The sequence below is a fragment of the Alloalcanivorax balearicus MACL04 genome (assembly GCF_025532145.1).
GTDB lineage: Bacteria > Pseudomonadota > Gammaproteobacteria > Pseudomonadales > Alcanivoracaceae > Alloalcanivorax > Alloalcanivorax balearicus.
In genome coordinates, this window is the sequence record NZ_ARXS01000025.1 from 29,499 (window position 1) to 51,922 (window position 22,424).

Annotated in this window: 20 protein-coding genes; 15 read left to right on the forward strand and 5 right to left on the reverse strand. The window is 62.7% G+C overall.

All coding sequences use genetic code 11. From position 1 onward, the window contains the following. Positions 1–10 precede the first annotated feature (10 nt). From MA04_RS17365 to MA04_RS17390, 6 genes are all read left to right on the forward strand, one after another. Positions 11–271: a hypothetical protein gene (locus MA04_RS17365; protein ID WP_022994075.1), complete on the forward strand. Its 261-nt coding sequence runs from the start codon at positions 11–13 to the stop codon at positions 269–271. After that, positions 271–576, forward strand: a complete 306-nt coding sequence (locus MA04_RS17370) for a hypothetical protein (protein WP_262461814.1) — start codon at positions 271–273, stop codon at positions 574–576. Before MA04_RS17365 ends, MA04_RS17370 begins: the two co-directional genes overlap by 1 nt. 1 nt (position 577) lies before the next feature. Next, a complete protein-coding gene (locus MA04_RS17375) occupies positions 578–2,191 on the forward strand; it encodes a PepSY-associated TM helix domain-containing protein (protein WP_262461816.1) in 1,614 nt (537 codons plus the stop codon). A gap of 72 nt (positions 2,192–2,263) precedes the next feature. Then, a complete protein-coding gene (locus MA04_RS17380) occupies positions 2,264–2,497 on the forward strand; it encodes an AbrB/MazE/SpoVT family DNA-binding domain-containing protein (protein WP_063142050.1) in 234 nt (77 codons plus the stop codon). A gap of 5 nt (positions 2,498–2,502) precedes the next feature. Further along, positions 2,503–2,913 (forward strand): type II toxin-antitoxin system tRNA(fMet)-specific endonuclease VapC, encoded by a 411-nt coding sequence (vapC, locus tag MA04_RS17385; RefSeq protein WP_233918039.1) that lies wholly within the window; start codon positions 2,503–2,505, stop codon positions 2,911–2,913. 162 nt (positions 2,914–3,075) lie between these two features. After that, a complete protein-coding gene (locus MA04_RS17390; RefSeq protein ID WP_262461819.1) occupies positions 3,076–5,370 on the forward strand; it encodes an NADP-dependent malic enzyme in 2,295 nt (764 codons plus the stop codon). Positions 5,371–5,642: 272 nt separating this feature from the next. On the opposite strand, the gene MA04_RS17395 is transcribed toward MA04_RS17390, so the two are convergent. Then, positions 5,643–6,401: a class II aldolase/adducin family protein gene (locus MA04_RS17395; protein ID WP_080530743.1), complete on the reverse strand. Its 759-nt coding sequence runs from the start codon at positions 6,399–6,401 to the stop codon at positions 5,643–5,645. A gap of 232 nt (positions 6,402–6,633) precedes the next feature. Beyond that, entirely contained in the window at positions 6,634–7,593 is a 960-nt protein-coding gene (locus tag MA04_RS17400) for a zinc-binding dehydrogenase (protein WP_022994191.1), read from the reverse strand. Between the two features lie 163 nt (positions 7,594–7,756). Here MA04_RS17400 and MA04_RS17405 point away from each other — a divergent pair, with 163 nt between their 5' ends. Next, positions 7,757–8,779 (forward strand): MBL fold metallo-hydrolase, encoded by a 1,023-nt coding sequence (locus MA04_RS17405; RefSeq protein ID WP_262461823.1) that lies wholly within the window; start codon positions 7,757–7,759, stop codon positions 8,777–8,779. Between the two features lie 465 nt (positions 8,780–9,244). On the opposite strand, the gene MA04_RS17410 is transcribed toward MA04_RS17405, so the two are convergent. From MA04_RS17410 to MA04_RS17420, 3 genes are all read right to left on the reverse strand, one after another. Further along, positions 9,245–9,700, reverse strand: coding sequence for a type II toxin-antitoxin system VapC family toxin (locus tag MA04_RS17410; RefSeq protein WP_262461824.1), 456 nt, complete (start codon positions 9,698–9,700; stop codon positions 9,245–9,247). Beyond that, positions 9,697–9,939 carry a FitA-like ribbon-helix-helix domain-containing protein gene (locus tag MA04_RS17415; RefSeq protein WP_080530746.1) on the reverse strand — a complete coding sequence of 81 codons (243 nt, stop codon included), beginning with the start codon at positions 9,937–9,939 and terminating at the stop codon, positions 9,697–9,699. Before MA04_RS17415 ends, MA04_RS17410 begins: the two co-directional genes overlap by 4 nt. 254 nt (positions 9,940–10,193) lie before the next feature. Next, the gene (locus tag MA04_RS17420; RefSeq protein ID WP_163121385.1) at positions 10,194–11,030 is read right to left on the reverse strand and encodes an IclR family transcriptional regulator; all 837 of its coding nucleotides are present in this window, start codon (positions 11,028–11,030) and stop codon (positions 10,194–10,196) included. Positions 11,031–11,539: 509 nt separating this feature from the next. Between MA04_RS17420 and MA04_RS17425 the strand changes: the two genes are divergently transcribed. The 8 genes from MA04_RS17425 to MA04_RS17460 all read left to right on the forward strand — a co-directional run bounded on the left by MA04_RS17425 (position 11,540) and on the right by MA04_RS17460 (position 22,410). Continuing rightward, on the forward strand, positions 11,540–13,702 hold the full coding sequence (locus tag MA04_RS17425) for an acetate--CoA ligase family protein (RefSeq protein ID WP_262461827.1): 2,163 nt from the start codon (positions 11,540–11,542) through the stop codon (positions 13,700–13,702). A 7-nt stretch (positions 13,703–13,709) separates the two neighbouring features. Next, positions 13,710–14,552 carry a MaoC/PaaZ C-terminal domain-containing protein gene (locus MA04_RS17430; protein WP_262461828.1) on the forward strand — a complete coding sequence of 281 codons (843 nt, stop codon included), beginning with the start codon at positions 13,710–13,712 and terminating at the stop codon, positions 14,550–14,552. A 65-nt stretch (positions 14,553–14,617) separates the two neighbouring features. After that, positions 14,618–15,685 (forward strand): acyl-CoA dehydrogenase family protein, encoded by a 1,068-nt coding sequence (locus tag MA04_RS17435; protein WP_163121380.1) that lies wholly within the window; start codon positions 14,618–14,620, stop codon positions 15,683–15,685. Further along, positions 15,685–16,449: an enoyl-CoA hydratase/isomerase family protein gene (locus MA04_RS17440; RefSeq protein ID WP_233917408.1), complete on the forward strand. Its 765-nt coding sequence runs from the start codon at positions 15,685–15,687 to the stop codon at positions 16,447–16,449. Before MA04_RS17435 ends, MA04_RS17440 begins: the two co-directional genes overlap by 1 nt. 2 nt (positions 16,450–16,451) lie before the next feature. After that, positions 16,452–17,609 (forward strand): acyl-CoA dehydrogenase family protein, encoded by a 1,158-nt coding sequence (locus MA04_RS17445; RefSeq protein ID WP_163121378.1) that lies wholly within the window; start codon positions 16,452–16,454, stop codon positions 17,607–17,609. Between the two features lie 27 nt (positions 17,610–17,636). Next, a complete protein-coding gene (locus MA04_RS17450) occupies positions 17,637–18,557 on the forward strand; it encodes an SDR family NAD(P)-dependent oxidoreductase (protein ID WP_080530749.1) in 921 nt (306 codons plus the stop codon). Positions 18,558–19,232: 675 nt separating this feature from the next. Further along, complete coding sequence (locus tag MA04_RS17455; protein WP_262461834.1) at positions 19,233–20,372, forward strand: TAXI family TRAP transporter solute-binding subunit; 1,140 nt, start codon at positions 19,233–19,235, stop codon at positions 20,370–20,372. 88 nt (positions 20,373–20,460) lie between these two features. After that, entirely contained in the window at positions 20,461–22,410 is a 1,950-nt protein-coding gene (locus MA04_RS17460; RefSeq protein ID WP_262461836.1) for a TRAP transporter permease, read from the forward strand. The last annotated feature ends 14 nt before the right edge of the window (positions 22,411–22,424 follow it).

Here is a 22,424-nt window from a genome sequence, read left to right on the forward strand (position 1 = left end):
GGGTGATGAAATGACGGTTTCGATTTGCCTGTTGTTGAGTGTTGCCGGGAGCGTGTTGGTGTACCTGCGCTCACCCAATCAGCGGTGGCTGGCGCGGCCGCTGGCTGGTATCGGCTGGCGGGCTCTGTCGTGGGCGCTGTTGTTGCTGTCCTGGCCGGCATGGATGGTGACGCTGGACGCCAAGGCGGGGTTCTTCGCCGCTCTGACCGTGCTCATGCTGTTGCTCGGCACCTTGCCGTTGCTGTCACTGCTCAAGGAGGGGCGCGCCTGATGGCCAAGCCGAAACGACCGCCGATTCAACCGCATTGGTGGAGCAAGACTCTGGCCGGCGGCGTGCTCGGATTCACCCTGGCCCTGGCACTGATGGGGCTGTTCGCCTGGCTCGGGCCGGGCGGCATCGAAGCCCCCAACAAGGTGCAATTCAATATGTGGGTGGTGCCGGTGATCTGGATGGCGGTGTTCGCTTTCGTCTATCTGTTTCGCACCGGCCCGCGCGCCTGGTTGTGGCTGGGAGCCGCCAATGTGGCGGCTTTTTCCGCCTTGGCGGTGGTGCGTGTGATGATGGAAGGCGGCTGATATGCGTAGCGATGTGATACGGACTTACAAGACGCTGCACACCTGGACCGGACTGATCGCCGGGATGATGCTGTTCATCGGCTTTTACGCCGGCGCCTTGACCATGTTCAAGGCGCAACTGGATCGCTGGGCGTCACCGCCGGTGGCGGAGCAGGGCGAGTGGCAGTGGGCCGGGGAGCAACGCTGGCCGGAGCTGATCGACGCGGTGCTGCGGGCCCATCCGCAAGCGGCCCGGAGCTTCACCCTGCACCTGCGGCAAAGTGAGAGCGCGCCGGTGCCCCTGACCTGGCAGCAGCAGGGCGGCCGGCACCTTCCCGGTGTCACCGGACGGGCCTCGCTGGACGGCGACGGCACTCTGCGGACGGCGTCCTATCAACCTTCGACCATGGCCGAACTGATCGATCTGCTACACCAGACCGGCGGCGTCCCCGGACAGGGACATCATTACTTCGGTGTCTATGTCATGGGCGTGGTCTGTGTGCTCTACGTGCTGGCGCTGGTATCCGGCGTGATCGTGTTGCTGCCCACGCTGATCAAGGATTTCTTCGCCCTGCGGCCGGGTAAGAACCGCAAACGGTTCTGGCTCGATGCTCATAACGTGGTCGGCATCACCAGCCTGCCGTTTCATCTGGTCATCGGTCTGACAGTGATTGTGTTTGCTTTCCACGATCAGATTTACGATGGCCTGGGCAAGGTGGCGTACGGCGACCGTCCGCTGTTTTCCAGGCCGGCGCCGTCCGACGACGGTATCCCCCGGCAGGTGGACAATCTGGTGGCGCCGGCAACACTGCTGGCCACGGTGCGGGACTATGATCCCGATTTCGAACCCCGGGAAATGATGTACTCCGACGTGCTTGGTCCACGGGCCTCGGTGCGTATCGCCGGTGAGAATCCCGAGCACATGGTGCGTGGCGCCGATCGTGGCTTCATCTCACTCAATCCCTACACCGGTGACATCACCGACACCGATTACATGCCCGGCCACGAAGATCCCTGGGTGGATATCATCACCACTTTCTTCGGCCTGCACTTTGGCAACTTCGGCGGTTCGCTGCTGCGTTGGGTCTATGTGCTGCTCGGGTTGGGCGGGGCCTTTCTGTTTTACAGCGGTAACTTACTGTGGGTGGAAACCCGCCGCCGCAAACAACGCCGCAACGAGGCACCGGTGTCCCAGCGCCGCACCACCGAGCTGATGGCGGCGGCCACCGTCGGCGTCTGTTGGGGCTGTGTGGCGGGAGTCTCCGCCGCCATGGTGGCGGGCAAATGGGTGAACGGACTGGTGGCGGACAGCAACGCCTGGTACCCGGGCGTCTACTATGCCGTCTTCCTGGCCAGCGTGAGCTGGGCGTTCTGGCGCGGCGCCGCCCGCGCGGTGGTGGAGCTGCTGTGGCTGGCGGCGCTGACCACTCTGGCGATTCCTCTGACCGGGTTGCTGGCGCTGACGCTGCCCTCCCTGCCGCCCTGGCTGCATACCACTCCGGCGACGTTGGCGGTGGAAGGGACGGCCCTGATTGCGGCGGTGCTGTTGATGCTGGCGGCGAAGCGTACCGCCCGGCGGGTGAGGCAGGGGCCAGCGGACAGCGTCTGGGCGGCGCCGGTGGGCGATAGTGGATAGTGACGGTCTTGACGCCGTGTCCCAGGTGATATATATCGGCGGTATGTATCAGGGCTCTTCGGAGGGTTTGTCATGACCCAGTTCGCTAAAATCTTCATGTCCGGCCGCAGTCAGGCGGTGCGGCTGCCCAAGGATCTGCGCTTCGAAGGGACGGAAGTGATCGCCCGGCGTTTTGGTAATGGTGTGTTATTGCTGCCGGTGGAACGCCCTTGGGACATCATGCGCGAGGCTCTCGAGGAGTTTGACGCGGATTTCCAAATGGAACGGGAGCAACCGGCGGCACAGGATCGAGAGTCAATGGAGTAAGGCCAATGGAAGGGCTGCGCTATTTGCTGGACACCAATATCTGTATTTACATCATCAATCGGCGACCCGAGAAGGTCTTTCGTCACTTCGAATCATTGCGTGCCGGCAACGTTGCTGTGTCCAGCATTACCGCCGCGGAATTGGCGTTCGGGGTGGCTAAGAGCGGTTCGAAGCGCAATCAGCAGGCGCTTGGCAAATTCCTCGCACCGCTCGAAGTGATGGCCTTCGACGAGGCCGCGTCCGAGCGCTATGGCGACCTGCGTACTTATCTGGAGGCGTGCGGCACACCGATAGGCAGTCTGGATACGCTCATCGCGGCTCACGCGCTCGCTCTGGGCGTGACCCTGGTGACCAATAATCTCCGTGAGTTTCGGCGGGTTCCGGATCTGGCCCTGGAGAATTGGGTGGTCTCCTGACACGGTGACTCCGGAATAGATTGACCAAACCGAATTGTAACAGTTGGCGAAATGTAACAGTTTGGTGGGCTCCAGGGGCTTTACTCCCTAGTGTGATGCCGGTGGGGAGCAGTACACTGGTTCGCACAATCTTCCCAGGAAAAACCATTAGGAGACCTGACCTTGGCCACCGACAGCCGTCGTGCTGCACTCGATTACCACGAATTCCCCGTTCCCGGCAAAACCGCCGTCGTCGCCACCAAACCGCTGACCAACCAGAATGATCTGGCGCTGGCTTATTCGCCCGGCGTGGCCGCCGCTTGCGAAGAGATCGTCGACGATGCCAACAACGTGTTCCGTTACACCGGGCGCGGTAACCTGGTGGGGGTGATCAGCAACGGCAGCGCGGTACTGGGGCTGGGCAACATAGGCGCCCTGGCGTCCAAGCCGGTGATGGAAGGCAAGGCGGTATTGTTCAAGAAGTTCGCCGGCCTGGATGTCTTCGATATTGAGATCAACGAAAGCGACCCGGACAAACTGGTGGAGATCATCGCCGCTCTGGAACCGACTTTCGGCGGCATCAACCTGGAAGACATCAAGGCGCCGGAGTGTTTTATCGTTGAGCGCAAACTGCGTGAACGCATGAGCATTCCGGTATTCCATGACGATCAGCACGGCACCGCCATTACCGTCAGCGCCGCCTTCATCAACGGTCTCAAGGTGGTGGGCAAGCCCATCGATCAGGTCAAGGTGGTCACTTCCGGTGCCGGTGCCGCGGCGCTGGCGTGCCTGGATCTGATGGTGGATCTGGGCCTGCCGCAGGAAAACATCTGGGTCACCGATATCGAAGGCGTGGTGTATCAGGGGCGCGAAGTGCTGATGGATCCGGACAAGGCCCGCTACGCTCAGTCCACCGACGCGCGCACCCTGGGCGAGGTGATCGACGGCGCCGATGTGTTCCTCGGTTTGTCCGCCGGCGGTGTGCTGAAGCCGGACATGGTACAGCGCATGGCGGCACGTCCGCTGATCCTGGCGCTGGCCAATCCGAGCCCGGAGATCCTGCCGGAAGACGCCAAGGCGGTGCGCGATGATCTGGTCATGGCCACCGGCCGTTCCGATTACCCGAACCAGGTCAATAACGTTCTCTGCTTCCCCTATATTTTCCGGGGTGCGCTGGACGCCGGCGCCACCACCATCACCCGGGAAATGGAAAAAGCGGCGGTGTACGCCATCGCCGGTCTCGCCCAGGAAGAACAGAACGAAGTGGTGGCCGCCGCCTATGGCACCTATGACATCAGTTTCGGTCCGGAGTACCTGATTCCGAAACCGTTCGACCCGCGCCTGATCGTGCGTATTGCCCCGGCGGTGGCGAAAGCGGCCATGGCCGACGGCGTCGCCACCCGGCCGATCGCCGATCTGAACGCCTACGCCGAACAACTGGAGCGCTTCGTCTATCACTCCGGCGCCTTCATGAAACCGCTGTTCTCCGCCACCAAGGCACTGGTGCGTGACGGCGGCAAGGCCCGCATCGTGTTCACCGAGGGCGAGGAAGAGCGGGTACTGCGCGCGGTGCAAGTGGTGGTGGATGAAGGGTTGGCGTTCCCGGTTCTGGTGGGCCGTCCGGAAGTGCTGGCCATGCGCATCGAGCGCTACGGGCTGCGCCTGCGTCTCGGCGAGGATGTGGAAGTCACCAATCCGGAGCAGGACGAACGCTTCCACCGCTACTGGAACGAGTATTGGGAAAAACTCTGTCGTCAGGGTGTCACCAAGGAAGTGGCCCGTACCGAGATGCGCCGCCGTATGACGCTGATCGGTGCCATGATGGTGCACCTGGGCGAGGCCGATGGCATGGTCTGCGGTACCGTGGGCCGGTTCGCCGAGCACCTGCGCTTTGTCGATCAGGTTATCGGCCTCAAGGAAAACGCCCGCACCTATGCGGCGATGAATGTGCTGTTACTGCCAGAGCGCACGGTGGCGGTGGTGGATACGCACGTCAACGAGGATCCCTCCGCTGAACAGATCGCCGAGTTCACCGTGGCCGCCGCCGAGGAAATGCGGCGCCTGAATCTGGAGCCGAAGGCGGCGCTGTTGTCGCGCTCCAATTTCGGTTCCGAGCGTTGCGCCGCCAGTGAGAAGATGCGTCAGGCGCTGGCGCTGATTCGCGAAGCGGCTCCGGATTTGGAAGTGGACGGGGAAATGCATGGCGACGCCGCGCTGGAGGAATCGATTCGTCAGGGCATTCTGCCGGATTCCACTCTGAAAGGGTCGGCCAATCTGCTGGTCTGTCCCAACGGCGATTCCGGTAACATCGCTTACAACCTGCTGAAAACCGCCGCTGGCAGCAATGTGGCGGTGGGGCCGTTCCTGCTTGGCGTCAACGCGCCGGTGACCATTCTGACTTCCAGCGCCACGGTACGGCGCATCGTCAACATGGCGGCACTCACCGTGCTGCGCGCGAATCTGGAAGGGAAGGGGTAGGGCAGCCGGAATCATCGCTGTAAGGCAGCTTCCCACAGAGAGGGCTACGAAGCCGCTGTGGGAAGCTTGCTTGCAAGCGAATGTGCCAACGCCGGAGGCCGGGACTCGCCAGCAAGCTGGTCTCCCACAGCCTTTCTACAGGGCCGCTGTGGGAAGCTTGCTTGCAAGCGAATGGGGGTATTCGCGGCCAAGCGGAGCACCGCCCGGGCCGCTTCCCACAGCAACGGACTACGAAGCCGCTCTGTGGGAGCTTGCCTTGCAGGCGAATTCTTTTAGCGCGCGTAGTCGCTGCCGGCGCGTTCCAGCTTGCGCAGCAGGGCCGGCCAGGTCAGTTTGCTGGCCATGCCCAGGCTCTTGGACTGATCAGAGGTAGTGGCGATGGCTTCGGCGGAAGGCTGGTAAGTCTCGCCCTGAGCCATGGCGCGCACCTGGATCTCGCAGCCCTTCATCAGGAAGTACATGTAGGTGAAGGCTTCACCCACATCCTGGCCCACACTCAGAGTGCCGTGGTTGCGCAGCAGCATCAGGTTCTTGTCGCCGAGATCCTTCACCAGACGCTCGCGCTCGTCCAGGTTCAAGGCCACACCTTCAAAATCGTGATAGCTCAGATGGTCCAGACACAGCATGGCGGTCTGGCTCAACGGCAGCAGGCCGTTCTTGTGCGCGCTCACGGCGACACCGTCGGCAGCGTGCAGGTGCAACACCGCCCCGGCTTCCTCGCGGGCCATGTGCACGGCGCTGTGGATGGTGAAACCGGCCGGGTTAACCCGGTTGGTAGCGCCGGGGTCGACGATTTCGCCGTCCTGGTCCACTTTCACCAGGGAGGAGGCGGTGATCTCATCGAACAACATACCGTACGGATTGATCAGAAAGTGATGTTCCGGTCCCGGTACACGGGCGGACAGGTGGGTGAACACCAGATCTTCCCAGCCGTAGAGCGAGACCAAACGATAAGCGGCGGCCAGGTCCTTGCGAACTTCCCACTCGGCTTCGGTCATCTGCGGCCGGGCGGTGGCGGTGGCTTGAGACATTGCGGCACCTCATTATTATGAAATTGCGTTTCGGGAATATAGCAGGGCCGGGCGGTGGCGGCCATACCATGGAGTAGGGAAGCGGGGGTGTCTCAACTCGCGGACATTAACATCAAAAGTGGCTACAAGGCCGCTGTGGGAGCTTGCCTGCAAGCGAATATTGTAAACGCCCGAGTAACTCCCATTCGCTTGCAGGCAAGCTTCCCACAGTCCACGGACCGCCAATCCTATCTTATAGCACCAATACCCGCTTGCCGCTGAAGCTGTCTTCCACCATATGCTGATGGGCGGCCAGAGCATCGGCGAAGGCAAAGGTCTCCATCGGCAACGGACGCAGCCGTTCGGCGGCGAACAGCGGCGCCAGGCGGTCGTTGAACAGGCCGGCCATGGCGATGCGGCGATCCAGGGTCTGGCTGCGCATGGTCATGGCGGTGATCTTCAGACGCCGCTGCAGAAACGGGCGCAGGTCCATCATGGTCTGGGCCCCGCCCAGCACGCCCACCAGACTCAGCGTGCCTTCGGTGCGCAGGCCCTTGAGCACCTGGCTCCAATCCGGGCCCACCATATCCATGATCACCGCCACGCCGTCGCCGGTGATGTTCTTCAACTGCTCGGCCAGGGTGTCGTCCTCGGTGACCGTGGCCACCAGCCCCATGCCTTCGGCGGTGCGTAGATTGGCCGGGTCACGGCTGGAGCCGATCGGTCTGGCCCCCAGGGCCGCCGCCAACTGGGTGCCGGCGAGGCCGACGCCGGCGCTGGCCGGACGGATCAGACACCACTGCCCCGGTTGCAGGCCGCCGTCCAGGAATAGCGCCCGATAGGCGGTCAGGAAGGCCTCCGGAATGGTGGCGCCAGTGGCGAAGTCCAGATTGTCCGGCAATGTCAGCGGTTCATCTTCATGCACCACCAGATATTCCGCGTAGGCGCCGCTGGGAATCAGCCCCATGACCCGGTCACCCACCTGGCGATGGGTGACCTTGCTGCCCACGGCGTCCACCTCGCCGGCGTATTCCAGCCCGGGCACCCGCTGGTCGAAGCCCGGGGGCGCCGGATACATGCCTTTCACCTGCAGGATATCGGCGCGATTGATACCCACCGCCCGCACTCGGATACGCACCTGATCCGGCGCCGGTTCCGGGGTATCAAAGGGGCCAAGGGCCATGGTGCCGTCGTTGATCTGCCACGCTTGCATGGATAGCTCTCTCCGTTATGAGTGAATCCCCGTGCTTCCCTTGAACCCTGGAAGGGAAGAAAATGAGGGATTCTATAGGTATACTGGGTTCACCTTTCCATCTGATTTCGTCCCTGAGGTTGGGTCAACACAATAACGACAAAGTGGTCTTCGGGAGAACCCCATGTCCGAATTGCAGTATCCGTTTTCGCAACCGCCGCAGCCCGGCGAGCGTTTGGAAGTCGCGCCGGGCGTGTACTGGTTGTACTTTCCCATGCCGCTGGCGCTGGATCACATCAACCTGTGGTTGCTGGAGGATGGGGACGGCTGGACCCTGGTCGATACCGGATTCGGTACCCGCCACACCCAGAAAATCTGGGCCGAGGCGTTCGACAACGCCCTGGAAGGCCGGCCGATCCGCCGCATCATCGTCACCCATTACCATCCGGACCATGTCGGCCAGGCCGGCTGGCTGGCGCAACGTTTCGGAGCGCCGGTGCGCATGACGCGCGGGGAGTGGGAATTGCTCAATCATTTGCATTCCGCCGAGGACGACACGGTGCGCCAGGACGTGCGCCACTTCATGGGGCTGCATGGTCTGCATGGGGAACCGCTGGATGCGCTCAGCGGCCGTGGCAACGGTTTCCGAAAAGTCGTGCCGATCATGCCACCGACCCCGGAGTTCATCGCCGCCGGCGACGCTATTGAGGTCAATGGTGAAACCTGGCGGGTGCACATCGGCCGGGGCCACGCGCCGGAGCACGCCTGCCTGTTCCGTGAACACGATCATGTGCTGATCAGCGGCGATCAGGTGCTGCCGCGCATCTCCAGTAACCTGACCGTGCATGCACGCGACCCGGATGATGACCCGGTCAGCGCTTTCGTCGATTCATTGACGGCAATTAAGAACGCACTGCCGGAAGACAGTCTGGTATTGCCCGCCCATGGGCTGGCCTTCCATGGTCTGCACGCTCGTATCGATGCTTTGGTCAAGCACCATGACGAGCAGTTGAGCGTGGCCGAGGAAGCCTGTGAGAAAGCGCCGCTGACCGCCTACGATCTGTTGCCACTGCTGTTCAACCGCAAGCTCGACAACAATCAGATGATGTTCGCCATGGGGGAGAGCATCGCGCACCTCAACTGCCTGCACGCCCACGGCCGCGCCACGCGCGCCGACCGCGAGGGCCGGCGCTACTACGCTGCCTGATGGGCCCCTTGTAGGTGCCACGAAGCCCTTGTGGGAAGCTTGCTTGCAAGCGAATGCTCCATCGGAAGGGCTGATTCGCCAGCAAGCTGGTCTCCCACAGCCTTTCTACAGGGCCGCTGTGGGAAGCTTGCTTGCAAGCGAATGTGCCAACGCCGGAGGCCGGATTCGCCAGCAAGCTGGTCTCCCACTGCCTTTCTACAGGGCCGCTGTGGGAAGCTTGCTTGCAAGCGAATGTGCCAACGCCGGAGGCCGGAATTCGCCAGCAAGCTGGTCTCCCACAGCCTTTCTACAGGGCCGCTGTGGGAAGCTTGCTTGCAAGCGAATGTGCCAACGCCGGAGGCCGGAATTCGCCAGCAAGCTGGTCTCCCACAGCCTTTCTACAGGGCCGCTGTGGGAAGCTTGCTTGCAAGCGAATGCTCCATCGGAAGGGCTGATTCGCCAGCAAGCTGGTCTCCCACAGCCTTTCTACAGGGCCGCTGTGGGAAGCTTGCTTGCAAGCGAATGTGCCATCCACGGATTCAGCAAAGACACCCCCAATGGCTCGAAATCCTTGATATTGCGAGTGGCCAGTACAGCGCCGTGCCGCTCGCAGATGGCGGCGATCTGAGCGTCGGCCATGTGCACGGGCCGTCCGCGTTTTTCGCAGGCCGCCAGTTTTTCTGCGTAGTAAGCGGCGGCCGGGGCGTCGAAAGGCAGCACGCGGCCGGCGAACTCCTCGTTGAACAAACCTATGGACAGGTCCGTGAGCCGGCGTTTGCGTCGCCCGGCGGGCAAGCGGCGGACGCCATGCAGTATTTCCGCCACGGTGATACTGGTAACCGCCACATCCCGGCCGGGCTGGCGGTCCAGCCACGCGACCACCCGGGGTTCGGGTGCCGGCCGCATCAATTCCGACAGCACATTGGTGTCCAGGACAATCATTGATCCAGACCAGGATCGCGGGGCACGTCCCGGCGCCGTTCGAACTCCGGCGGTTCAGCATCATAGGCGGCAAAGCGCTCGCGGATGCGGGTGCCAAGACCGGTATCCGAGCCCGGCTCCAGCGCGCGATGCAGGATCTGCCTTACCTCTTCCTCCATGGAATGGCCGTGTTCAGCGGCGCTCAAGCGCAGCCGGGCTTTCAATTCGTCATCGAGGTTGCGGATGGTAATGGAGGCCATGGGCGTCTCCTGATGACTGCATTGATATCAATGATGGCAGAAAGGGTGTGGAAATCAAAACGCTTGCACGCCAGCACGCAACACGCTTGCACGCGAATGACGGGGCGACCTTGCGGTCGCGGCTGATGTTGACCCCGGAGGAGGTTGGCAGGCGATGGGGCGTGGCAACGCTATTCATTGCGTGTTGCGTGTTGCGTGTTGCGTGTTGCGTGTTGCGTGTTGCGTGTTGCGTTTTCTATTCCATATCCTGAATGCTATTCATCGATAGTGTTTTCCCTAAGATTGCGGGGAAACAGTGAGCGCTCCAGGAATTGGGCGGTGTCGCGGATGGCATCGCCGGCCCGGGCCAGGCCACGGGCATTGTGCTGGGCGGTGATGCCGATGCCGGAGATGGCGAAACGTGGCTGATTGTGGTGATCGGTGAGAACGCTGGCCACCATGCTGATGCCGCGATACAGGCAGTTGTCGTCCAGGGCCCAGCCCCGTTCCTGTGCTTCCTTAACACCTTTCTGGTATTCCTCGAAGCTGGGTGGATTCTCCCAGCGCAGCCTTGCGAAGCGGCGCCGCAGTTCCGCGTCGGGCAGGTCGCGTACCCCAGCGATGGCGCGGCCGCAGGCGCCGATCAGCTCCGGCAGGCGGCTGTCCAGTCGCACATCCACATGGGCCACATTGGGGATGCCGCGGGCGATGACGCTGACGTGATTATCGTGGGTGATGCGCCACAGCACGATCAGGATATCCAGATTCAGGGCCAGCCGCTCCAGCTCCGGCTGAATCAGGTCGGCATAGCTCTGACCGATCAGATTGACCGTCAGCTCGGACAGGCCAACGCCCAACTGATAGGTCTTGCTGCTTTCGTCGAAGCGCACGAAACCCTCGTTATTGAGGGTGCGCAGAATGTTGAAGGCGCTGCTGGGGCTGACGCCGGTGGCGCGGGCGATGGCGGCCACGCCCTCCGGTGCCTGCTGGTGGGCGAGGTGGCGCAAAAGCTGGATCGCGTTCACCACGGCGCCCACGTCCTTGGTGCTGCCATTTCGGCTGCCGCCGTTCCGGTTGCTGGTATCGGAGCGTTCGTCTTTTGGGGATGTCATGGATTTGTATTCACAATAAGGATTGACATTCAGAATGGTGAATCTACCATAAACCGCAATTCCGGCCCGGGCAACGACCCGGCGCCGTTCTCGAAACCACGGCACAGAACAACAAAGTGGGAGAGCAGAGTGATGAGCATGCCCCCGGTGGCCCGTCCCGGCCACGTCGTCACTATACCGTTAGTCCCGGCGCCGGTCCCGGTCCGGATAGCCTGTTCTCGCACCGCTGTCGCCGAGATCGTTGTACTCCGTTTCCCAAGCGCTCACCTGGGAAGATCCCCCCGCCCCGGCGGCTTTGTCGCCGGTGGCGACGGGGTGGGCGTCCCTCGTCAGCCTTCCAATAAGAAAAACCAGGGAACCTCTGAAAAACACCCCGTCATCCCGGGCTTGACCCGGGATCTCCCTGTGCAGGGCGTATGGCTTGGTAGAAGGAGATGCCGGATCGAGTCCGGCATGACGTCTTTCAGAGGCTCCCTGGAAATAGTCGGACCAGAAAGGAGCTTGCGGTGATGCAAGACGACACCAACGCGAACGGCACCACCAACGGCCGATTCGCTTCGCTAACGCCACTGCTGCAGCCACGGTCCGTGGCGGTGGTGGGGGCATCCGCCGATGCCACCCGTATCGGTGGCCGGCCAGTAAGCTACATGCTGCGCGGTGAGTTCCAGGGCCGGGTAATGCCGGTGAACCCGAAACGCAGCGAAATTCAGGGGCTGCCGGCCTATGCCAGCATCGATGACCTGCCGGAAGCGCCGGACGCCTCGGTGGTGGCGGTGCCGGCCGCGCAGGTGGTGGACACCGTGGATGCCCTGGGCCGCAGGGGCGGACGCAGCGCCATTATTTTCTCTTCCGGTTTCAGTGAAGTGGGCGCGCAGGGCGAAGCGCTACAGCAGCAACTGCTGGCCACCGCGCGCCGCCACAGCATGCGCCTGCTCGGCCCCAATACCGCCGGCGCCTTCAACAGCACCATCGGCTTCTTCGGCAGTTTCATGTCCGGCCTGGAACGCGGTTTTCCGCTGCCGGGCCGCATCGGTATCGCCTCCCAGTCCGGCGCCTACGGCGCTCACCTGCTGGGGCTGGCACGGGCGCGTGGGCTGGGCACGCCTATCTGCGCCGCCACCGGCAACGAATGTGACGTCACCCTGGGCGAAGCCATTGGCTGGATGGTGGAGAACCCGGACATTGACGTGGTGATGGCCTACGCCGAAGCGGTGCGCGATGTGGATTCGTTCATCGCCGCTCTGGAAGCCGCGCACGCCGCGCGCAAACCGGTGATTCTGCAGAAGGTGGGCCGCAGCGCCCTGGGCCAGAAAGCCGCCATGTCCCATACCGCCGCCCTGGCCGGTGACGATCGGGTATTCGACGCGATGCTGGCGGACTACGCGGTAATCCGCGTGGAGAGCAGCGCCGAGCTGCTGGACGTGGCCTATACCGCCACCCGCCGCATTTATCCGGCCAACAATTCCCTCGGCATGCTCACCATCAGCGGTGGCGCCGGCATCATCGTCAGCGACCTGGCCGAACAGTTGGACGTGCCGATGCCGCCCATGCCGGAGCCGGCACAGGCCGACCTGAAAGCCGCGGTGCCGTTCTGTTCCCCGATCAATCCGGTGGACTGCACCGCCCAGGTGCTCAACGACCTGACCCTGGCCGGCACCTTCGGTGAGCGCATGGTGTCCGATGGCGGCTACGCTTCGGTGCTGGCGTTTTTCAGCCAGGCCGGCACGGTGCCATCGGTGGCGCCGAAACTGTGCGCGGAGTTGAAAAAAGTAAAGGATGCCCATCCGGATCGTCTGTTCGTGATGTCACTGATCGGCGAGCCGGAGCAGAACCGGCCCTATGAAGAGGCCGGCTTCGTATTGATGGAAGACCCCACCGACGCGGTGAAAGTAATCAAGGCCATGGGGCAGTTGGGCGACGCCTTCGCCCGGCCCTTGCCACGGCGGGAAGCGGTGTCACCGGTAACCTTGCCGGAAGTCACGCCCGGCGAAGCCGAAGCCAAACAATTGCTGGCCGCGCACGGTATTCCCGCGGTGCCGGAAAAAGTGCTCGGCAGCGCCGAGGAGGCCGCCGCCTACGCCGAACAAATCGGTTTCCCGGTGGTGATGAAAATCGCCTCCGCCGACATCGTGCACAAATCCGAAATCGGTGGCGTGCTGTTGAACGTTGCCGACGCGGACTCCGTGCGCGAAGGCTTCCAGACACTGTTGGGCAACGCCGAACGTCATGTCCCGGAGGCGAAACTGGATGGCGTGCTGGTGGCCCGGCAGATCGTCGGTGGCGTGGAATGCTTCATGGGAATCCAGCGCGATCCCCAATTCGGCCCGGTGGCGGTGTTCGGTCTCGGCGGCATTTTCGTTGAAGTGCTCAAGGATGTGGCGTTCCGCCGTTGTCCGTTCGACCGCGAGGAAGCCCGCGATCTGATTCTGTCGATCAAGGGCGCGCCGTTGTTGCAAGGCGCCCGCGGTCGCGCGCCGGTGGACCTGGATGCGCTGTCGCAGGTGCTCGCCAATTTGTCTCGCTTCGCGGTCGGCGCCGGTAAGCGCCTGGACTCCATCGATATCAATCCGGTTTTCGCCATGCCCGAAGGGCAGGGTGCTTTCGCCGCCGACGCGGTGATCCAGCTAAAAACAGACCAGTTAAAAACAGACCAATTGAACGAACAAAAGTGAGAGCGGCATGGCTATCGATCCGCAACATTTGCTCAATTACCCCATTCCCCAGGTACGTCAAACACTGACCGAAAAGGACACCGCGTTTTACGCCCTGTCAGTGGGCCTCGGTATGGACCCCCTGGACGAAAAACAACTGCGGTTCGTCGATTCCGCCCGTGATTTCCGTGCGCTGCCGAGCATTGTGGTGGTGCTGGGCCATCCCGGTTTCTGGGTGGCCCGTGAAGACACCGGCATCGACGCGGTGCGCGTGGTGCACGGTGAACAGCGCATTGAGTGGCACAAGCCTTTGCCGGTGGCGGGCGAAGTGGTGGGTGAAACCCGCGTCACCGGTGTGGTGGACAAAGGCAACAACGCGCTGATGTACAGCGAAAAGGAACTGCGCGACGGTAACGGCGAGTTGCTGGCCACCGCCGGCATGACCACGGTGCTGCGCGGGCAGGGCGGGTTCGGTGGCGACAGCGAACCGCTGCACGCGGTACACACCCTGCCGGACAGCGAGCCGGACATCAGCGTGGATCTGCCCACCCGTGCCGAGCAGGCGCTCTACTACCGTCTCAACGGCGATGACAACCCGCTGCACTCCAATCCCGCCACCGCCGAGGCCGCCGGTTATCCGCGTCCGATTCTGCACGGCCTGTGCACCCTTGGCGTGGTCTTCCATGCGTTGTTCCGCGAGTTGGTGGATTACCGGGAAGATCGCCTCAAGGCCTTGTCCCTGCGCTTTTCCTCGCCGGTCTTTCCGGGCGAGACCATCCGTACCGAAATCTGGCGCGACGGTTCCTTCCGTGCCCGGGTGGTGGAGCGTGACGTGGTGGTGGTGAATAACGGCAAGCTGGATTTTGTTTGACCGGCGCCTCTGTGGGAGCCGCCTTGGCGGCGAATGACGTTAGCCAATAAATTCGGGAGAGAACAATGACCATCGAATGGACCCAAGAGGACCTCGAGGCGCGGGAAGAACAGGTGCGGATGATCCGTGATAGCGCGGTGACGCTGGTGTCCCGTCATGGTGCGTTGGAGCGGGCCCGTGAAACCCGCTACAGCGACCTCGGCCTGGATCCCGCGATCTGGCGTGAATTCTGTGAAATGGGCTGGACCGGCCTGCGTGTGCCGGAAGAGAAAGGCGGTGCCGGCCTGGGCATGCTGGAATACGTGGCGCTGCTGGAGGAACTCGGCAAAGGCCTGGTGCCGGAGCCGTTGATTGAAGGCGCGCTTACCGCCGCGCTGTTGCCGCAAGCCGCCGCCACCGCGCATATCCAGGGCGAGCAACTGATTCTGCCGGCCGGGATCGGGGGCGTTGACCAGCCGCCGGTGTGCCGTGATAACGCGCTGGATGGCGAGGTGCGCCGGGTGTCCCTGGCCAGTGCCGCCGATGCCTTCCTGGTGGCCTGTGATCAGGGACTGGCGCTGGTGGACAAGGACGCCGCCGGGCTGACCCTGGAACGTCAGTTGCAGCAGGACGGTTCCCACGTCGCCACCGTGAAGTTCAATAACACGCCGGTGCGGGAATTGGTGAGCAGCGTTGATGTGGACGCCGCGCTGGAAGACGCCACCCTGGGGTGTGCCGCCTACCTGCTGGGTGTGATGCAGGCGGCGTTCGATGAAACCCTCTCCTATCTGAAAATCCGCCGTCAGTTCGGTAAGGAAATCGGCAGTTTCCAGGCCCTGCAGCATCGCGCCGTGGACCTGAAAATCCAGATCGAACTGACGCGCGCCATGGTCACCAGCGCCGCCCGCGCCATCGATCAGGAATTCCCCATCGAACGCATTCGCCGCGCCGTGTCCACCGCCCGGGTAAAAGCCTCCACCGCCGCCATGCTGGTGACCCGCGAAGCAGTGCAGTTCCACGGCGGCATCGGTTACACCGACGAAGCCGACATCGGTTTGTTCCCGCGCAAGGTGCTGGTGCTGCTCAACCGCTTCGGCGGTGTCGACGGCCACAAACGCCGTTTCATGTCTCTGATCGATGAGGAGGACGTCTGATGAGCGGTCCCTTGCTGTCTCGCCGTGAAGGCAACTGCCAGGTGCTCACCTTCAATGCGCCGGCCCGCAAAAACGCCCTTTCCCTGGAAATGCGCGCCGAGCTCTATGACGCCTTGCTGGCGGCGGAGCAGGACGCCGAGGTGCGTTGCGTGGTGATCACCGGCGCCGAAGGCACTTTCTGCGCCGGCGGCGACATCGGCCAAATGAACGAAACCCAACTGGCCAGCGCCCGCACCCGCATGCGCCGCAATACCCGCCTGGTGCAGCAGATGCTGACCATGGGTAAGCCGCTGATCGCCGCCGTGGAAGGCTGGGCGGTGGGCGCCGGTTTCTCCCTGGCGATGGCCTGCGACACGGTGATCGCCGCGGACAACGCCCGCTTTCAATCGGGCTTTGGCAAAGTGGGATTGGCCGCGGATCTGGGATTGTTTCACACCTTGCCGTCGCGGGTCGGCATGGCCCGCGCCCGTCAGATCCTGATGTACAACCAGCGGCTGGAAGCCGCCGAGGCCCTGAGCCTGGGTGTGGTGGACAGCATGGTGGAGGCCGGCCAGTCCCTGCAAGCCGCCTTACAACAGGCCGAGGCCCTGAACGATCAGGCACCGCTGGCGGTGGCCGCCACCAAGGCCATGCTCGCCGGTCAGTTGGAATGGGCCTTCACCCGTGAGGTGGATTGGCAAAGCCAATTGCTGATCAGCGCCGACCACCAGGAAGGCAAGGCCGCCTTCGCCGAAAAACGCGCACCCCGCTTCGGAGGTAACTGAACATGGCTGAGCAAAACACCGACTACAACAGCATGAGCGACGAAGACTTCCGCGTCATGGTGCGCCACTGGCTGGAACAAAACTATCCGGAGGAAATCCGTAACCCACCGTACCGGCTGGGCATCGGTCCCTGCCGTCCCTGGTACCAGAAGCTGTCGGAAAAAGGCTGGCTGGCACCGGGCTGGCCCGCCGAGCACGGCGGCATGGGTCTCAGCGCCGGCAAACAGCTGGCGATGATGGAAGAGATGGAAAATTACGGCTGCGCCCGTCTGCCGGATTCCGGCATCACCATGCTCGGTCCGCTGCTGATCCGTTACGGCAGCGACGAACAGAAAGCGCACTTTCTGCCGAAGATCATCAACGGCGAGCACATCTGGTGCCAGGGCTACTCCGAGCCCAACGCCGGCTCCGACCTGGCGGGCCTGCGCACTGAGGCGCTGCTCGATGGTGACGAATGGGTAATCAACGGCCAGAAAATCTGGACCACCATGGCCACCGAGGCCAACTGGATCTTCGTGTTGGTGCGCACCAGCCGTGAAGGCAAGCCGCAGCAAGGCATCAGCTTCCTGCTGGTGCCGATGGACAGCCCCGGTATTGAAGTGCGGCCGATTCCCAATCTGGAACGCCAGGCCGAATTCGCCGAAGTGTTCTTCACCGACGTGCGCGTGCCGAAGGCCAATCTGGTGGGCGAGGTCAACAAGGGCTGGAGCATGGCCAAGGCGCTGCTCGGCTTCGAACGGATTTTCCTCGGCTCGCCGAAGCAATCTTCCAACGCCCTGGTGCGGGTGGAGCGTCTGGCGCGCCGGCTCGGTGTTTGGAACGACCCGCTGTTCCAGGACCGTTACACCACTCTGGCGATGGACCTGGATTGCCACAAGGCGCTTTACGAGCACTACGCGGATCAGTTGAAACGCGGCGAGTCCCTGGGGCCGGACGTCTCCATGCTGAAAGTGCATCAGTCCGAGTTGTATCAACGCATCAGCGAACTGGCGTTGCTCACTGCCGGCGAGGATTCCGGCACGCTGGAGCCCTTGCCCGGTGACCCGGATCTGCATCCGGCGGGGATCTTCATCCAGTCGCGGCCCACCACCATCTACGGTGGCAGTAACGAAATTCAACGCAACATTCTGGCCAAACACGTCCTCGGGCTGCCGTCCTGAGACAAAAGTATCAACGGGAGAGAAATCATGGCACAACAACCCATGCTGGAAGACAAAGTCGTCATCGTCACCGGTGGTGGCGGCGGTGTAGGCCGCGCCTATGTTCTGGCGGCCGCCGCCGCCGGCGCCAAAGTGGTGATCAACGACATCGGCGTATCCCTCACCGGTGAAGGCGGTTCGCAAAGCCCGGCGGAAGAAACCCTCGCCATGGTGCGCGAGCTGGGCGGCGAAGGCGTCATCAACACCGACAGCGTGTCCGACTGGGACAGCGCCCGCCGCATCGTCGATTGCGCGCAGGATCACTTCGGCCGTCTCGACGCGGTGGTCAACAATGCCGGCGTGCTGCGCGATGTCATGTTCCACAAAATGTCATTGGAAGAGTGGCAACTGGTGGTGGATGTTCACCTCAACGGCACTTTCTATGTAAGCCGTGCCGCCGCCGAAATTTTCCGCAAGCAGCACAGTGGTGCCTATATCCACACCGTCAGCACTTCCGGTTTGATCGGTAACTTTGGCCAGGCCAACTACTCCGCCGCGAAACTGGGCATCGCCGCGCTGTCCAAGTCCATCGCTCTGGACATGCAGCGTTACGGCGTGCGTTCCAACTGCATCGCGCCGTTCGCCTGGAGCCGCATGACCAGCTCCATTCCCGCCCGCACCGACGAAGAAAAAGCGCGAGTGGAAAAACTCAAGCAAATGACTCCGGACAAGAATGCGCCTCTGGTGGTGTTCCTGGCTTCGGATCAGGCCCAGGACATCAGCGGCCAGATCTTCTCCGTGCGCAACAACGAGATTTTCACCATGGGCCAGAGCCGTCCGCTCAAGAGCGTGCACCGCGGCGAAGGCTGGACTCCGGAAACCGTGGCCGACCACGCCATCCCGGCACTGAAGTCCACCTTCTATCCGCTGGAGCGCAGCGGCGACGTGTTCACCTGGGATCCGATTTAACAGGGACATACACCCGACGTAGCTACGAAGCCTCTGTAGGCGCTTGCCTGCAAGCGAATGTGCCAACGCCGGAGGGCCTTGATTCGCCAGCAGGGCTGGCTCCTACAGACCAGGCTACGAAGCCACTGTGGGAAGCTTGCTCGCAAGCGAATATGCCAACGCCGGAGGGCTGGGATTCGCCAGCAAGGCGGGCTCCCACAGCTCATGCTACGAAGCCGCTGTAGGAGCTTGCCTGCAAGCGAATGTGCCAACGCCGGACGGCCTTGATTCGCCAGCAAGGATGGCTCCCACAGCTCATGCTACGAAGCCGCTGTAGGAGCTTGCCTGCAAGCGAATGTGCCAACGCCAGAGGGCTGGAATTCGCCAGCAGGCTGGCTCCCACAGATCATGCTACGAAGCCACTGTGGGAGCTTGCCTGCAAGCGAATGTGCCAACGCCGGACGGCCTTGATTCGCCAGCAAGGCTGGCTCCTACAGCTCATGCTACTAAGCCGCTGTGGGAGCTTGCCTGCAAGCGAATGTGCCAACGTCGGAGGCCGTAATTCGCCAGCAAGCTAGCTCCCACAGCGGGCTATAGATATGTGGGAGCGGTGTGACGACCAAGCCACGACTAGCCACTGACAACAACCCGAGCCTGACCTTTCACGACCAACACTCGACAATAAGGATAACCATTATGTTCAAATCCCTCGCCAAATGGGCGGCGCTGGCCGCTCTGCCTCTGGTCGCCGCGCACAGCGCGCTGGCCGACGACGTCAACCTGGAACGTTCCATGCTCTGGAGCGCCTACGATGTGGGCTCCTCCGGTTATACCGAAGCGTCGATGATCGCCGACGCTTTGATGAAAGAGTACGGCGTGCGTATTCGCATCATGCCCTCCGGCACCGCCATCGGCCGTCTCAAGCCGCTGGAAACCGGCCGGGTCAAATTCGCGTTCCTCGCCACCGAAACCTATTTCGCCGCCGAAGGGATCTACGATTTCGCCAGCCCCGACTGGGGCCCCCAGGATCTGCGTGTGCTGCTGGGCCGTCCGGCCTCGGTGTCGCTGGCCACCGCCGCCGATGCCAACATCAAGACGCTCGAGGATCTGCGTGGCAAGCGCGTGGCCTATGTGGAGGCCAACCCTTCGGTGAATATCAAAGCCGAAGCGCTGATGGCGTCCGCCGGTTTGACCTGGGATGACGTCCAGCAGGTGCGCCTGCCGTCCTATGGCGCGTCCCTGCGCGGCATGATCGAAGACACCGTCGATGCCGCCATCGTGTCTCCGGGAGCGCCAACGCTCTATGAGTTGGAGTCCAGCCCCCGCGGTCTGGCCTGGCCGAATATCCCGCTGGACGACAAGGACGCCTGGGACCGTCTGAACAAGGTCGCACCGATCTTCGAAGCGGCCATGGAAACCGTGGGCGCCGGTATGTCCGAGGACAAACCGGCACCGATGGCGGCGTACCGCTATCCGATGATCGTCACCTACGCCGCGCTCTCCGACGATGAGGCCTACAACATGACCAAGGCGGTGGTGTCCACCTACGACCTGTACAAAGACTCCAATCCGGTGATGCCCCGCTGGGACGTGAAATTGTCCGGACGTCCGCCGGTGGACGCGCCTTTCCACCCCGGTGCGATTCGCTACCTGAAGGAAATCGGCGTGTGGACCGCCGAGGACGACAAATGGAACCAGAAGCGTATCGAGCATCTTCAGAAAGTGAAGGCCGCGTGGAAGGCCGCGCGTGACGAAGCCAAAACCAAAGGCATCAGTGACGACGCCTGGCCGCAATTCTGGATGGACTACCGCAAAGAGGCCCTGAGCGCCGGTTGAGACCGCTCAGGCTTGTGAGCGAAACGGTCGCGCGGTGATCCCGTCGCGGCCGCTTCGCCGCCATCGACTGAATGACGGAGAAACCACCATGCAGGCCGAAACCAATCCCGACGCCGCCCCGGCCACGAGCCCGGAAGGGGAGGCCACACGGGTATCCGGCGCCGCTTACGTCGCTGTCTTGATACTGTCCGCCCTGGGGCTGACCCTGGCGGTGAACCAGGTCTTTACACTCAAACTGTTCGGCTTTCAGCCACTGAGTACCGCTTTCTATTACCTGTTGATCGGCGTGTTCGTGGCCGTGGCTTTTCTGGTTTTTCCGGCCACCAAGGGCAGCCGTGAGCGGGTGCCGTGGTACGACTGGCTGCTGGCGCTGATAACGCTGGCGGTGGGCGTCTACTTCTCCTCCAACGCGGCCACCATTATCAACAGTGGCTGGGATATCGACGCGCCGATGCTGCCCACGGTGCTGTCCGGAGTGCTGGTCCTGATCGCGCTGGAAGGCGTGCGCCGTTGCGGTGGCACCGTCCTGTTGCTGGTGTGTCTGGTTTTCAGCATCTATCCGCTGTTCGCCGACAGCATGCCCGGCGTGTTGTGGGGATCCCAATACACCCTGGGGGAAGCCGTGCGCGCCAACGCCATGGGCGTGGAGAGCATCATCGGCATTCCCATGCGCGTGGTGGCGGATCTGCTGATCGGCTTCATTGTCTTCGGTGTGGTGCTGACGGTGTCCGGTGGCGGTGATTTCTTCATGAAGCTGGCCTACGCGCTGATGGGATCCCGCCGTGGCGGGCCGGCCAAGGTCTCGATTCTGTCCTCGGGCTTTTTCGGCAGCCTTTCCGGCAGCGCCGTGTCCAATGTGCTGTCCACCGGCCCGATGACCATCCCCACCATGAAGCGCTACGGTTACCCCGGCACCTATGCCGCCGCGGTGGAAGCCTGCGCCTCCACCGGTGGCACCATCATGCCTCCGATCATGGGCGCGGTGGCGTTTATCATGGCGTCCTTTCTCAATGTCCCGTACCTGGAAGTGGCGTCCGCCGCTCTGGTGCCGGCGCTGTTTTTCTATTTGATCCTGTTCCTGCAGGCGGACGCGCACGCCGCGCGCAAGGGGCTGAAAGGACTGCCCAGGGAAGAACTGCCATCGGTGGTGAAAACCCTGCTGGAAGGCTGGATCTATCTGTTCAGCCTGGCGCTGCTGGTCTTTCTGCTGCTGGCCTGGCGGATTGAATCCATGGCGCCGTTCTACGCGTCCGTGGCGTTGCTGGTAACCGCTTTGGTGTTGCATCGCGGCGGTAACCGCAAGCGGGTGATCCTGGACGTGATTGTCGAGTCCGGCAAAAACGTGGCCAATCTGGTGGCGATTCTGGCTGGCATCGGGCTGGTGGTGGGGGCGCTGTCCCTGACCGGCGCCGGCACGGCTTTTTCCCGTGAACTGATCCAGTACGCCGGCGACAACGTGGCGTTGCTGCTGATACTGGGGGCGCTCACCAGCTTCGTACTGGGCATGGGTATGACCGCCAGCGCCTGCTACATCTTCCTGGCCATCGTGCTGGCGCCGGCGCTGGTTAAGATGGGCCTGGACCCGGTGGCCAGCCACATGTTCATTCTCTATTGGGGCATGCTGTCCTATATCACGCCGCCGGTGGCGCTGGCGTCCATTACCGCCGCCGGTGTGGCCGGTGAGCCGGCGATGAAGACCGCCTTTCAGTCCTTCAAGCTGGGATCCGTGCTGTTCATTCTGCCGTTCCTGTTCGTGGTGGAACCGGAACTGATTCTGCGCGGCGAACCGATACTGATCGTCCGCTATGTCATCACCGCCGCCATCGGTGTCTGGATGCTGTCCGCCGGGCTGGAACGCTACGCCTATTTCCATGGCGCGTTGAGCCGCTTCAAGGCGTTGCTGTTCCTGATCGGCGGCCTGCTGATGATGGTGCCCGGCTGGGAGACGGATGTGGCCGGCGTGGCGCTGGTGGGGCTGGTTTATCTCAGCGGTCTGCTACTGCCCGGAACCCGGAAAGACGCGCAAACTGAACTCTGAATCGTCGCTCTGTT